Genomic DNA, 11,712 nt, shown 5'->3' with positions numbered 1-11,712 from the left:
CTATAGGAGGGGAGGACTCGGTTCCGACCGGGCGTGTGGACACCCGAGTCGGAGCGCCGTTATGGTCGGGTGCATGAGTGCAGGAGGGGGCCTTTCCGAGTCGGGACAGAGTGTTTTCGTCGTTCCTGAGGACGTGCAAGCGGTAGGGCAGTACGTCTACGACATCGCCGGCACCCTGAAGCAAGCGCTCGACTCCGCAGCCCGCGACGTCGAAACCCTGCTGACCTCGGACTGGACGGGCGACGCGGCCGACGAGTTCAAAACCGGCTGGGACGAAACCCGCGACGGAGGCAACCAGCTGCTGCAGGCGTTGACCGGCCTCGCGGAGAAGCTCGGCGTCTCCGCCGCCGGCTACCGCAACACCGACTCGGCCCACGCCACCGGCATCTCGAGCCTGAATCTGTAATGGGCAGCAAGTTCACGGTCGACCTCGACCAACTCGACCAAATCGTGTCCCGATTGAACGGCCTGGCCGGGTTTCTCCGCGACCACCTGGATGAACTCGACCGCAGGGCCAAAGCTCTGGGGAATGGCAGTTGGGAATCGGCCGCTGCTACCGCTTACGCCGAAGCCCACACCCAGTGGCTGGCCGCCGCTCGCGAATTCGCCGAGGGCGTGGCCGCAATGAGCGACGCCGCGCAGAAAGCGCACGGCCGCTACACCCGCGCGATCGAGGTCAACCGCCGCATGCTGCAATCGGGACAGCCGTGAACGTCGACTGGCAGATCTACTACGAGGCCGCCAAGCGATGCCAAGATCTCGCCGCCGAACTGCGCCGCGCCGACAAACCCGTGCACGACGCGGTCAAAGGCGATTGTGCAGGCATGGCCGGCGACGCACCGGGCTGCAAGCAGTGGGGGGAGACCTACGACAAGGCCGCCCAGCAGACCATGCAGGCAAGCTCGAGCTTGGCCAATGCGCTGACCAACTACGGTGCGGTGCTCTACGCCAACGGCTACAACTACGCCGTCAGCAACAATTGCAATCCACTTCCGCAGCGACCCAACGTGAGTCAGGTCGGTGAGTACAAGGTCACGATCCCGTCGTCGGTGGCCGACAACGGGATCGGTTTCGAGGATCGCGGCGAGCTCCTGGAGTTCATCGACCAACTCGTCGCCAAAGTCCTTTCCACCTTCGGCAAACTCCCCAACGGCGATACCTCCAAGCTGGAGAAGGCCCACACCGTCTGGCGCACCTTCGCCAACCAGGAGACCATCACCGGCGCCCCGGGGCGCATCGCCGCCATCTCTGCCCTGTTCGACGGCATGGACGACCCCGAGAATCGGCAGCTGATCCAAGACCACTTCACTACCCTGAAAACCAGCGCCGACACCATCTCCACCGCCGCCCAGCACGTAGCCGCTCCCGTCAAGGACTACCACGACGCGACAGTCGCCCTCGGCGGCGAAACCACGAAAGCCATCAACACCCTTGAACTGACCATCGCCGTCAGCGCACTCGTCGGTGGCGCGCTCGCCCTGTTCAGCCTCGGCACCTCCGCTGGCGCCGCCGCAGCCACCATCAGCGCCGACGTCGCCGCCACCATCAACGCCATCCAGGCTTCCTACCGCGCCAGCCAGATGGTCAGAGTCATCGGCTTGGCCTCCCTCGCCGCAGGCGCAGTCGGCGCCATCGACGCCTTCAACGCCGTACCCACCATCGACCTCGACAAGGCCATCAACAACTTGGCGGCCATCATCGCGATGAAGGTGCTGATCGGTGAGGATGGCGCGATAACAGTGGCGACGAGGTACGAGGACCTGAGCCCGGCGCCGGGCATACCGCTGGAGGACTTCACAGACGAATCCGAGGAATACATCAAAGGGAAGCACGTTGAAGGTGGAGAGAATGTTCGTTCTGACAAGAGCACATTCGGTAAGGGCGAGGATCTCGAAGCGCTGGCCCGTGAAGGCCGGACCGTAGAAGCGCGGGGGCCGAACGATTATGGGAATTACGAGCGTGAGGTCGACGCAGGTCGGGTGATCGGCAACCGGTCACAAGATAGCGGCGGTCAGCCGACAACAAGGTATAAAGTAATCACCGATCGGTGGGGGACCATCATCAACATGTTCCCGATATAGGAGGATCCTTGGGCATCGCAGTCATAGTGCAGAATATGAATCACAAAGAGGTAGATTCCATTTCAGGGTCTGTTGCGCAGGCGCTTTCTGATTCTGTGTTGGATGCCCCCGTGGGGTCAATGATGAGAGGTATACACAAGTACGCCGATACGATGTTCAATTCGTATCAACTCACATTCTTCCTGGAGGAACTGGCGGGCATGTCGCCAAAGGACGACCAGGAGGAGGAAATGATCGCCGAACTACGCGCAGCAGCCGAGCAGGCAATCCGGTTGAACGGCTACCTCTGGTTTAGTGGTGACTGAAATCCCGAATGCGCCCGTGCGCATCGGGGTCATCTGAAGGTTTCACTCCCACTGGCGTCGGCCAAGGCCGAGGGCGTCTGGCAGCCGACGATGGCGGGGGCCTTGTGCACCAGTGTGTCGTTGCGTAGGGCTTCGACCATGAACAAGGCAAAATCCACGCGCCGAGTTCGGTTGGAAGCCAGAATCGCGTCCCCGACATGTTCGCTCCACACCGGAAGGCCTTGGCTTTCACCTTCTTCCAAGTCGCTTCCTCGCACCACCGTCCACCGCGTATCGCTGGCGAAGATGCGGCGGCAGGCTTCGACCTGGTCGTCGATTTCGACGAGGCGGGTTAGTTTGGCGGCCCAGGTCACCAGCTTGACTGTTGTCAGGAAGCGGCGGGAGTAGGTGTCCTTGCCGTCGTAAGTGATGTGCCAGCCGCAGGAGAAGATCAGGCGGGCGTGTGCGGGGGCGTGGTCGAGGACTGCCTGGGCGGTGCCGGAGGAGTAGTGGCGCATGCCCCAGGGGGCCAGGACGGTGAGGACTTCGTCGCAGTCGGTGACGGCGCGTTGGATGACGGCTCGGTCGTCGGTGTAGCCGGGGATGATCGTGATGCGGTCGGCGACGTCGGCGAGTTTGTGGACGCTGCGGTCTCGGCAGACGCCGATCACGTCGTAGCCGCGGTCGAGGGCGTGGCGGACCATGTAGCGGCCGAGCTTGCCGGAGGCGCCGACGATGCACACTCTCGGTCGTTTCCGCTCGGGATCTGAGGTCGGAGCCATCGATTTCTCTTTCATTCACAGCGGTTCCGTGGGAATCACGGTGCCTTACGTTGTAAGGCTACCTTACTTAGTAAGCTTGTCAATGACGGAACGGAGGAATGGATGGCACAGCGACGGACGGCGGTCAAGGCGCCGCTGACCAGGGATCGGGTGCTTGCGGTGGCCGTCGAGCTTGCCGACGAAAAGGGCGTTTCCGCGCTCACGATGCGCGCACTGGCCGAGCGCCTCGGCGTCGAGGCCATGTCGCTCTACCACCACGTCCGCAACAAGGACGACATCCTCGACGGCATGGTCGACGCCGTCTTCGCCGAAATAGACACGCCCGCAGAGTCTTTCGATTGGCGTACCGCCATGCGGCAGCGCGCCGTCTCCCTGCGCGCGGTGCTGATCCGGCACCCCTGGGCAATCGCCCTCATGGATTCGCGCGCCGATCCGGGCCCGGCCACGCTGCGCCATCACGAATGGATGCTGGCCACCCTCCGCACGGCGGGGTTCTCGCTGCGCATGGCCGCACACGCCTTCTCGGTGCTCGACAGCTACATCTACGGTTTCGTCCAGCAGGAAGCCAACCTGCCCTTCGCCGACGCGGCCGGGCTCGAGGAGGTGGCCGCCGGCATCGTCCCGAATCTGCCCGCCGGCGAATTCCCCTATATGACCGAAATGATCACCGAGCTCGTCCTGCGGCCGGGCTACTCGTACGGCGCCGAATTCGACTACGGCCTGGATCTGATCCTCGATGGCCTGGAGAGGGTCTATCGGGCGGAGTGACCACCTGTGGCCACCCCCATCCCACCCCCGATTTTGCCCAGCTGACCTCCCCCTCTACACTAGAGCGGTTGCCTGGGGAGGTCTGTGCCTGCACGACTCTCCGGTCACACGCACTCAACCGGGCGGCCAAAGCCGTCTGGACCAGCCGAATTGCTGTAGGCCCACCATCAGCATGTCGAAAGACGTGTGGGTGCTGTATGGGAACCGCGGCGAGAAAGGTGAGCGGTCAAGCATGACCATGACTGATCCGATCGCAGACTTTCTGACCCGTCTGCGCAACGCCAACTCGGCGTACCACGATCAGGTGAAGGCGCCGCACTCCAAGCTCAAGGCGAACATCGCCGAGATCTTGAAGCGTGAGGGCTACATCGCCGACTACCGCGTCGAGGACGCGCAGGTCGGCAAGACCCTGATCGTCGACCTGAAGTACGGCCCCAGCCGCGAGCGGTCGCTCGCCGGTGTGCGCCGGGTGTCCAAGCCCGGTCTGCGGGTGTACGCGAAATCCACCAACCTGCCCAAGGTGCTGGGCGGCCTCGGCGTGGCGATCATCTCCACGTCTCAGGGCCTGCTCACCGACCGTCAGGCCAAGCAGCACGGTGTAGGCGGGGAAGTCCTCGCCTACGTCTGGTAAAGGGAGGTAGGGACAATGTCGCGTATCGGCAAGAAGCCGATCCCGGTTCCCACCGGTGTCGAGGTGACCATCGACGGTCAGCACGTCACGGTGAAGGGTTCCAAGGGCACCCTGTCGCACGTCGTGGCCGAGCCGATCACCGTCGCCAAGGGCGAGGACGGCGCCATCGAGGTCATCCGGCCCGATGACGAACGCCGCAACCGCTCGCTGCACGGGCTGACCCGGACCCTGATCGCCAACATGATCACCGGCGTGACCTCGGGCTACGAGAAGAAGATGGAAATCTTCGGCGTCGGTTACCGCGTGCAGCAGAAGGGCTCGAACCTCGAGTTCGCGCTCGGCTACAGCCACCCGGTGCCGGTCGAGGCCCCCGAGGGCATCACCTTCAAGGTCGAGACCCCCACCAAGTTCTCGGTGTCGGGCATCGACAAGCAGAAGGTCGGCCAGATCGCCGCGGTCATCCACGGCCTGCGCAAGCCCGATCCGTACAAGGGCAAGGGCATCCGGTACGAAGGCGAAGTCGTTCGCCGCAAGGTCGGAAAGACGGGTAAGTAAGCCATGGCACAAACCGAAACTCAGAAGGCCGCGCGCAAGCCGCTCGGCAAGGACGTGTCGACTCGGCGTCGTGTTGCCAAGACCCGTCGTCACTTCCGTCTGCGCAAGAAGGTCGTCGGCACCGCCGAGCGTCCGCGTCTGGTCGTGTTCCGCTCCGCGCGGCACCTGCACGTCCAGCTGGTCGACGACTCGGTCGGCAAGACCATTGCCGCCGCCTCCTCGGTCGAGCCCGATGTCCGGGCCGTCGAGGGCGACAAGACCGCCAAGGGCAAGAAGGTGGGCGAGCTGATCGCCGCCCGCGCCAAGGCCGTCGGCGTGGAGGCCGTGGTGTTCGACCGCGGTGGCCACGACTACCACGGCCGCATCGCCGCCCTGGCGGACGCCGCTCGGGAAGGCGGGTTGAAGTTCTGATGACCATCACCATGCGTATGAACGGAAGGAACGTCTGATGCCGGGACGTCAGCGGCGTGACGGCGGAAACGGACCCGCCGGGCAGAACGGAAGCGGCGACGGCCGCCAGGAGCGTCGCGGCCGCCGCGACGATCGTCGTGAGCAGTCGCAGGCCGAGAAGAACCAGCTCGAGCGCGTTGTCGCGATCAACCGCGTGTCCAAGGTCGTCAAGGGTGGTCGGCGCTTCAGCTTCACCGCCCTGGTGATCGTGGGCGACGGCAACGGCCTGGTCGGCGTCGGCTACGGCAAGGCCAAGGAAGTTCCCGCGGCCATCCAGAAGGGCGTCGAGGAGGCTCGCAAGAACTTCTTCCGCGTCCCGATGATCGGCTCCACCGTCACCCACCCGGTGCAGGGTGAGGCGGCGGCCGGTGTGGTCATGCTGCGCCCGGCCTCGCCGGGTACCGGTGTGATCGCCGGTGGTGCCGCGCGCGCCGTGCTGGAGTGCGCCGGTATCCACGACATCCTGGCCAAGTCGCTCGGTAGCGACAACGCCATCAATGTTGTGCACGCGACCGTGGCCGCCCTCAAGCAGCTGCAGCGTCCGGAGGAGGTGGCCGCTCGCCGCGGTCTGCCGATCGAGGACGTCGCTCCTGCGGGCATGCTGCGTGCGCGCGCGGGACAGGGAGTCTGACATGGCACAGCTGAAGGTGACCCAGATCAAGTCCACGATCGGCGCCAAGAAGAATCAGCGGGAGTCGCTTCGCACCCTCGGCCTGCGGGGCATCCGCAAGTCCGTGGTCCGCGAGGACAACGCCCAGAACCGCGGGCTGATCAACGTCGTGCGCCACCTCGTTACCGTTGAGGAGGTCAACGCATGACCATCAAGTTGCATCACCTGCGTCCGGCCCCGGGCTCGAAGACCGAGAAGACCCGCGTGGGTCGCGGTGAGGGCTCCAAGGGCAAGACCGCGGGCCGCGGTACCAAGGGTACGAAGGCCCGCAAGAACGTGCCCGCCCGCTTCGAGGGTGGCCAGATGCCGATCCACATGCGGCTGCCGAAGCTGAAGGGTTTCACCAACCCCTTCCGCGTCGAGTACCAGGTCGTGAATGTGGGCGATATCGCTCGGCTGTTCCCGCAGGGCGGCACCGTCGGCAAGGACGAGCTGGTGGCGGCCGGTGCGGTACGCAAGAACCAGCTCGTGAAGGTGCTGGCCGACGGGGAAATCGGTGTGGCCGTTCAGGTTAGCGCCGACAAGTTCTCCGCTGCCGCCAAGGAGAAGATCACCGCAGCCGGTGGTTCGGCCACCGAGCTGGGCTGACGGGATTGTTCGACACAGTGATCGCCGGACGGGTGAGAGCCCGTCCGGCGTCGCTGTTAGAGTTCAATTGTTGTCTGCCCGCGTCTACTCGACCCCATGTCGTTAGCCAGGAGGATCTGTGCTTTCCGCCTTCGTGTCGGCTTTCCGGACCCCGGACTTACGGCGGAAGATTCTCTTCACGCTGGGCCTCATCCTGCTGTACCGCGTCGGTGCCTCGCTGCCGTCGCCCGGTGTCGACTACAAGGCGATCCGGGAGTGCATCGACATCGTCTCCGGCGGTGATTCGGGCAGTATCTACCAGCTGATCAACCTGTTCTCCGGCGGCGCATTGCTGCAGCTGTCGGTATTCGCGATCGGCATCATGCCCTACATCACCGCGAGCATCATCATTCAGTTGCTCACGGTCGTCATTCCGCGCTTCGAGGAACTGCGCAAGGAAGGGCAGTCCGGCCAGAGCAAAATGACGCAGTACACCCGGTACCTGTCGATCGCGCTGGCGATCCTGCAGGCCACCGGTCTCGTGGCGCTCGCCGCCCGCAAACAGCTGCTGCAGGGCTGCCCGCAGGACATCCTGGCCGACACCAGCATTTTCGGCATGATCATCATCGTGCTGGTGATGACCGCCGGCGCCGCCCTGGTGATGTGGTTCGGTGAGCAGATCACCGAGCGCGGCATCGGTAACGGCATGTCGCTGCTGATCTTCGCCGGTATCGCATCCCACATCCCGTCGCAGGGCAAGCAGATCCTGGACAGCAAGGGCGGCTTGATCTTCGGCCTGGTGTGCGTCGCGGCATTCGCGGTCATCGTCGTCGTCACGTTCGTCGAACAGGGCCAGCGCCGGATTCCGGTGCAGTACGCCAAACGCGTTGTGGGCCGCAAGATGTACGGCGGCTCGTCCACCTATCTGCCGTTGAAGGTGAACCAGGCCGGTGTGATCCCGGTGATCTTCGCGTCCTCGCTGCTGTATCTGCCGAATCTGGTCGTCCAATTGACCGGGTCGCAGGCGGGCGGCGGCAGCTGGTGGCAGACGTTCATCGAGAAATACCTGGTGAACCCGGCCAATCCCACGTACATGGTGGTCTACTTCCTGCTGATCATCTTCTTCACCTACTTCTACGTCGCGATCACCTTCAACCCGGAGGAACGCGCGGACGAGATGAAGAAGTTCGGCGGCTTCATTCCCGGGTATCGTCCCGGTAAGCCGACCGCCGATTATCTGAACTATGTACTGAGCCGAATCACCCTCCCCGGTTCGCTCTACCTCGGTGCCGTGGCCGTGCTGCCGAACCTGCTGCTGCACTTCGGCGCCACCGGTAATGCGCAGAACTTGGCGTTCGCCGGTACTTCGGTGCTGATTATCGTGAGCGTCGGCCTCGATACGGTCAAACAGATCGAGAGCCAATTGATGAACAGAAATTACGAAGGGTTCCTCAAGTGAGACTCGTACTGCTCGGACCGCCGGGTGCCGGCAAAGGCACGCAGGCCGAACTGCTGGCGGACAAGCTCGGTGTCCCGCACATCAGCACGGGGAATCTCTTCCGTGCCAACATCTCCCAGCAGACGCCGCTGGGTCGGGAGGCACAGAAGTACCTGGACGCCGGCAATCTGGTGCCCAGCGACGTGACCAACCGCATGGTGGAGTCGCGCATCGCCGAGCCGGATGCGGTGAAGGGCTTCGTACTCGACGGCTACCCGCGCACCGTCGATCAGGCCGAGGCGCTCGAGAAGATGCTGAAGGAGTCCGACCGCGAGCTGAACGCGGTCGTGAGCCTCGTGGTGCCCGAGGACGTCGTGGTGGAGCGGATGCTCGCGCGCGGTCGCGAGGACGACAACGAGAGTGTGATTCGCAACCGGTTGCGCGTCTACCGCGACGAGACCGAGCCGCTGCTCGAGTACTACGACGGCACCGTCGTATCGGTGGACGGCGTCGGTTCGGTCGAGGAGGTCAACGACCGCATCCGCCGGGCGCTGGGCCACTGACGCGGATGGTCTTCGGCCGCAAGAACAAGAAGGTGGTGCCGTTCCGCACCGCCGGTGAGCTCGATGCCATGGCCGCGGCCGGGGCGATCGTGGGCCGGGCCTTGGTGGCCGTGCGTGCGGCGGCCAAACCGGGTGTGTCGACGCTGGAGTTGGACGAGGTTGCCGAGCAGACCATCCGGGATGCGGGTGCGGTGCCGTCGTTCAAGGGCTACCACGGTTTCCCGGGCTCGATCTGTTCCTCGGTGAACGATCGTGTGGTGCACGGGATTCCGTCGAAGGACGAGATCCTTGCCGAGGGCGATCTGGTGTCGATCGACTGCGGCGCAATCCTCGACGGCTGGCACGGCGATTCCGCATGGACGTTCGGTGTCGGCACCCTCATCGAGGCCGACCGGCTGCTCAGCGAGGCCACGCGGCTGTCGATGGAGGCCGGGATCGAGGCGATGGTGGCCGGTAACCGGCTCACGGATGTCTCGCATGCGATCGAGTTGGGCACCCGGGCCGCCGAGAAACAACACGGCCGGGCCTACGGCATCGTCGACGGCTACGGCGGGCACGGCATCGGCCGCCAGATGCACATGGATCCGTTCCTGGCCAATGAGGGCGCGCCCGGGCGCGGGCCGAAACTCGTGGTGGGCTCGGTGCTGGCGATCGAGCCGATGCTCACGCTGGGGACCACCCAGACTCGCGTCCTCGAGGACGATTGGACCGTGGTGACCGAGGACGGCAGCCGTGCCGCTCATTGGGAGCACACCGTGGCCGTCACCGAGGACGGGCCGCGCATTCTCACCCCGCGGCCCGAGTAATACGTCCCTGCGTCTCGGGCTCACGCAGCGATCCAGGCCTTCGACGCTCGCACCGGTCCTTCGAATCGCGCACCCCGTCCTCGAGATCGCACCATCGTTCAGCTCGCATGGTCACTAGGACCGCGTAGGCGGCCATGATCGCGCACCCGTCGTTGGGATCGCACCCCATCGTTCAGCTCGCATGGTCACTAGGACCGCGTAGGCGGCCTTGATCGCGCACCCGTCGTTGGGATCGCGCACGTGTCCTTCAGCTCGCGCACGGTCACCGGGACCGCGCAGGCGGCCTTGATCGCGCACCCCGTCGTGAGATCGGACGGGGGCGTTTGCATGGCGCGGGCGGTCCGGCGCATGGGTTGTGTTAACAGGGGGATTGATCCGTGCCGCGGGTGGGCATCATTCGTTCATGACGACGGCCGCGTATCGCGACTCCGTGCTGCCCGCCGGTATCGGAGCCGCCGCCGATCGGGAACGGCTGGGACGGCATCGGGCCACCTATCGACCGGTGACGCCGAATCCGCGGCGGTTGATCATCGAGGCGGCCGTGACCGCGGTCGGGGTGGTGGCGGCCGTGGCGGGATTCGTCGGCGGAGCGGTGATCGTGGGCATCCTCGGGGCGACCGTCGCTGTGATGTGTGGGCTGCGGGTGCTGGCCGATCTCGGCTGGCTCGGTTTCGTGGGCGTGCGCAACAAGGGGAGTCGGCTGGATCTGTACGACAACGGGCTGGTGGCCTCCTATCGCGGGCAGGTGCGGGTCGTCCGGTACGACTCGACCACGGTGCGGCGGAAGATCGTTCGGCTGGTGGACAACCCGGCTCCGGAGCAGATCTCCTACACCTATACGATCGTCGACACCACGGGGACGCCCATAGTGTTGCGGGGTGGGATCGAACGCCCGCACGAGTGGGGCCCGGCGATCGAGCGGGGGATCGTCGACACGCAATTGCCCAGGGCGCGAACGGTTATCGAGGCCGACGGGCGGGTGGACTTCGAATCGTTCTGGCTCACCGCGACCGAAATCGGTGCCGGGCGGGAGTCGGTGCCGTGGTCGGAGGTCGCGGAGATCGCGGTGGTCGGTGGGTGGCTGAGCGTGCGCGTCGCGGGCCGGTCGCAGCCGCTGGAGTCGTTGCCGGTCAGCCTGGTTCCGAACTATGCGGTGTTTCGAGCGCTCACCGAATGGTTGCGGGTTGCGTCAGAAATCCGTCAATAATCGCTCGGCATGGCTATTGGAGGTCGGCATTCCGGTTGGGTTCGGGACCGGTCGCGATGGTTCTCGGCTCTGAGATCGCCTGCCCCGCAGTACTTGTCAGGACGGCGTTAATTCGCCGGTGCCGGGCTTCCGGCCGGATGTCTTGCTGTGTGATCGTCGAAACCGCTTCAGGTGGAAGGGGTTTGCGATGGCTGCGACGAGGGTCGAGGTGACACCGGCGCAATTGCGGCGTGCTGCCGGGGACATGGGAGAGCTGCGGGATCGGGTGCGCGGGATCCTCGACACGCTGGAGAAGTCGCTGGCCACCAAGGGGGCGGCATGGGGAGACGACAGTTACGGCAGCACCTTCGCCGATGGTGAGCAGGGGTATGTGGCCGCCCATCGCAGCCTGCGCGACGGCATGGGCAAGACAGCCGAGACGATCGGCTCCTACTCGACCGGCCAGTACCATGCCGCGGATGTCCTGGAACTGCAGGACATCGCCTCGGCCGGGCATCTGCATTCCCGATAGTGTCGATCGACATTCCCGCCGAGCTGCAGTGGCTCGGGTGGGTCGCCGGTTCGGCCTGGCCGCAGGGCGACGAGGACAAGATGTGGGCCATCGCCGCGGATTGGCGGACGGCGGCCGAGAGCCTTCGTGACCTGCTGCCGGATCTGGCCGCGGCCAAGAATCAGACCATCGCGGCTTACCCGTGGGGCGACGGTGTCGAGGCCATGACCAAGGCCTTGGACAAGCTCGATACAGGTCCGCAGTCGATCGAGCACCTGGCCTCGGTCCTCGACAAGGTGGCCGAATCCGCCGATGGGCTGGCCACCGAGATCGAGTACACCAAGATTATGATCGTCAGCTCCCTGGGGATGTTGGCGATCGAGATCGCGGCGGCGTGGGGGTTCCCGCCGACGGCATGGG

Annotated in this window: 17 protein-coding genes; 16 read left to right on the top strand and 1 reads right to left on the bottom strand. The window is 65.0% G+C overall.

Features of this window, described 5'->3' with window-relative positions; translation table 11 throughout:
• Positions 1-73 precede the first annotated feature (73 nt).
• The 4 genes from IU452_RS03420 to IU452_RS03405 are packed head-to-tail and all read left to right on the top strand — an operon-like array spanning position 74 to position 2,386.
• A complete protein-coding gene (locus IU452_RS03420; protein ID WP_195107353.1) occupies positions 74-406 on the top strand; it encodes a WXG100 family type VII secretion target in 333 nt (110 codons plus the stop codon).
• Positions 406-711, top strand: a complete 306-nt coding sequence (locus IU452_RS03415; RefSeq protein WP_195107352.1) for a WXG100 family type VII secretion target — start codon at positions 406-408, stop codon at positions 709-711. Before IU452_RS03420 ends, IU452_RS03415 begins: the two co-directional genes overlap by 1 nt.
• Positions 708-2,081, top strand: coding sequence for a hypothetical protein (locus IU452_RS03410; protein ID WP_195107351.1), 1,374 nt, complete (start codon positions 708-710; stop codon positions 2,079-2,081). The genes IU452_RS03415 and IU452_RS03410 overlap by 4 nt, the downstream gene beginning before the upstream one ends.
• Positions 2,082-2,116: 35 nt before the next feature.
• Positions 2,117-2,386 carry a hypothetical protein gene (locus tag IU452_RS03405; RefSeq protein WP_195107350.1) on the top strand — a complete coding sequence of 90 codons (270 nt, stop codon included), beginning with the start codon at positions 2,117-2,119 and terminating at the stop codon, positions 2,384-2,386.
• Between the two features lie 29 nt (positions 2,387-2,415).
• Here IU452_RS03405 and IU452_RS03400 read toward each other — a convergent pair whose 3' ends face one another.
• Positions 2,416-3,147, bottom strand: coding sequence for an NAD(P)-dependent oxidoreductase (locus IU452_RS03400; protein WP_195107349.1), 732 nt, complete (start codon positions 3,145-3,147; stop codon positions 2,416-2,418).
• Positions 3,148-3,249: 102 nt separating this feature from the next.
• Here IU452_RS03400 and IU452_RS03395 point away from each other — a divergent pair, with 102 nt between their 5' ends.
• From IU452_RS03395 to IU452_RS03340, 12 genes are all read left to right on the top strand, one after another.
• Positions 3,250-3,915 carry a TetR/AcrR family transcriptional regulator C-terminal domain-containing protein gene (locus tag IU452_RS03395; protein ID WP_195107348.1) on the top strand — a complete coding sequence of 222 codons (666 nt, stop codon included), beginning with the start codon at positions 3,250-3,252 and terminating at the stop codon, positions 3,913-3,915.
• Between the two features lie 232 nt (positions 3,916-4,147).
• Positions 4,148-4,546 carry a 30S ribosomal protein S8 gene (gene rpsH, locus IU452_RS03390; protein ID WP_019931153.1) on the top strand — a complete coding sequence of 133 codons (399 nt, stop codon included), beginning with the start codon at positions 4,148-4,150 and terminating at the stop codon, positions 4,544-4,546.
• A 15-nt stretch (positions 4,547-4,561) separates the two neighbouring features.
• Complete coding sequence (rplF, locus tag IU452_RS03385) at positions 4,562-5,101, top strand: 50S ribosomal protein L6 (RefSeq protein ID WP_195107347.1); 540 nt, start codon at positions 4,562-4,564, stop codon at positions 5,099-5,101.
• Positions 5,102-5,104: 3 nt separating this feature from the next.
• Positions 5,105-5,512 (top strand): 50S ribosomal protein L18, encoded by a 408-nt coding sequence (rplR, locus tag IU452_RS03380; RefSeq protein WP_195107346.1) that lies wholly within the window; start codon positions 5,105-5,107, stop codon positions 5,510-5,512.
• A gap of 37 nt (positions 5,513-5,549) precedes the next feature.
• On the top strand, positions 5,550-6,182 hold the full coding sequence (gene rpsE, locus IU452_RS03375; protein WP_228816299.1) for a 30S ribosomal protein S5: 633 nt from the start codon (positions 5,550-5,552) through the stop codon (positions 6,180-6,182).
• 1 nt (position 6,183) lies between these two features.
• Entirely contained in the window at positions 6,184-6,369 is a 186-nt protein-coding gene (gene rpmD, locus IU452_RS37890; protein ID WP_228816297.1) for a 50S ribosomal protein L30, read from the top strand.
• On the top strand, positions 6,366-6,809 hold the full coding sequence (gene rplO / locus IU452_RS03365) for a 50S ribosomal protein L15 (RefSeq protein ID WP_195107344.1): 444 nt from the start codon (positions 6,366-6,368) through the stop codon (positions 6,807-6,809). The genes rpmD and rplO overlap by 4 nt, the downstream gene beginning before the upstream one ends.
• Positions 6,810-6,927: 118 nt before the next feature.
• Positions 6,928-8,247 (top strand): preprotein translocase subunit SecY, encoded by a 1,320-nt coding sequence (secY, locus tag IU452_RS03360; RefSeq protein WP_195107343.1) that lies wholly within the window; start codon positions 6,928-6,930, stop codon positions 8,245-8,247.
• The gene (locus IU452_RS03355; RefSeq protein ID WP_195107342.1) at positions 8,244-8,789 is read left to right on the top strand and encodes an adenylate kinase; all 546 of its coding nucleotides are present in this window, start codon (positions 8,244-8,246) and stop codon (positions 8,787-8,789) included. The genes secY and IU452_RS03355 overlap by 4 nt, the downstream gene beginning before the upstream one ends.
• A 5-nt stretch (positions 8,790-8,794) precedes the next feature.
• Positions 8,795-9,595 carry a type I methionyl aminopeptidase gene (map, locus tag IU452_RS03350; RefSeq protein ID WP_195107341.1) on the top strand — a complete coding sequence of 267 codons (801 nt, stop codon included), beginning with the start codon at positions 8,795-8,797 and terminating at the stop codon, positions 9,593-9,595.
• Positions 9,596-9,998: 403 nt separating this feature from the next.
• A complete protein-coding gene (locus IU452_RS03345) occupies positions 9,999-10,802 on the top strand; it encodes a DUF6585 family protein (RefSeq protein WP_195107340.1) in 804 nt (267 codons plus the stop codon).
• Positions 10,803-10,989: 187 nt separating this feature from the next.
• Positions 10,990-11,313 carry a WXG100 family type VII secretion target gene (locus IU452_RS03340; protein ID WP_195107339.1) on the top strand — a complete coding sequence of 108 codons (324 nt, stop codon included), beginning with the start codon at positions 10,990-10,992 and terminating at the stop codon, positions 11,311-11,313.
• The last annotated feature ends 399 nt before the right edge of the window (positions 11,314-11,712 follow it).

Source organism: Nocardia transvalensis, from assembly GCF_015477765.1.
Taxonomy (GTDB): Bacteria; Actinomycetota; Actinomycetes; order Mycobacteriales; family Mycobacteriaceae; genus Nocardia; species Nocardia transvalensis_A.
The sequence above is the reverse complement of the archived record's forward strand: the minus strand, read 5'-3'. Positions and strand labels throughout refer to the sequence as shown.

What these genes read in the sequence shown, in the direction of transcription:
- IU452_RS03420 (WP_195107353.1), top strand. Translation starts at nt 74, where the DNA reads ATGAGTGCAGGAGGGGGCCTTTCCGAGTCGGGACAGAGTGTTTTCGTC.
- IU452_RS03415 (WP_195107352.1), top strand. Translation starts at nt 406, where the DNA reads ATGGGCAGCAAGTTCACGGTCGACCTCGACCAACTCGACCAAATCGTG.
- IU452_RS03405 (WP_195107350.1), top strand. Translation starts at nt 2,117, where the DNA reads ATGAATCACAAAGAGGTAGATTCCATTTCAGGGTCTGTTGCGCAGGCG.
- IU452_RS03400 (WP_195107349.1), bottom strand. Translation starts at nt 3,147, where the DNA reads ATGGCTCCGACCTCAGATCCCGAGCGGAAACGACCGAGAGTGTGCATC.
- IU452_RS03395 (WP_195107348.1), top strand. Translation starts at nt 3,250, where the DNA reads ATGGCACAGCGACGGACGGCGGTCAAGGCGCCGCTGACCAGGGATCGG.
- rpsH (WP_019931153.1), top strand. Translation starts at nt 4,148, where the DNA reads ATGACCATGACTGATCCGATCGCAGACTTTCTGACCCGTCTGCGCAAC.
- rplF (WP_195107347.1), top strand. Translation starts at nt 4,562, where the DNA reads ATGTCGCGTATCGGCAAGAAGCCGATCCCGGTTCCCACCGGTGTCGAG.
- rplR (WP_195107346.1), top strand. Translation starts at nt 5,105, where the DNA reads ATGGCACAAACCGAAACTCAGAAGGCCGCGCGCAAGCCGCTCGGCAAG.
- rpsE (WP_228816299.1), top strand. Translation starts at nt 5,550, where the DNA reads ATGCCGGGACGTCAGCGGCGTGACGGCGGAAACGGACCCGCCGGGCAG.
- rpmD (WP_228816297.1), top strand. Translation starts at nt 6,184, where the DNA reads ATGGCACAGCTGAAGGTGACCCAGATCAAGTCCACGATCGGCGCCAAG.
- rplO (WP_195107344.1), top strand. Translation starts at nt 6,366, where the DNA reads ATGACCATCAAGTTGCATCACCTGCGTCCGGCCCCGGGCTCGAAGACC.
- map (WP_195107341.1), top strand. Translation starts at nt 8,795, where the DNA reads ATGGTCTTCGGCCGCAAGAACAAGAAGGTGGTGCCGTTCCGCACCGCC.
- IU452_RS03345 (WP_195107340.1), top strand. Translation starts at nt 9,999, where the DNA reads ATGACGACGGCCGCGTATCGCGACTCCGTGCTGCCCGCCGGTATCGGA.
- IU452_RS03340 (WP_195107339.1), top strand. Translation starts at nt 10,990, where the DNA reads ATGGCTGCGACGAGGGTCGAGGTGACACCGGCGCAATTGCGGCGTGCT.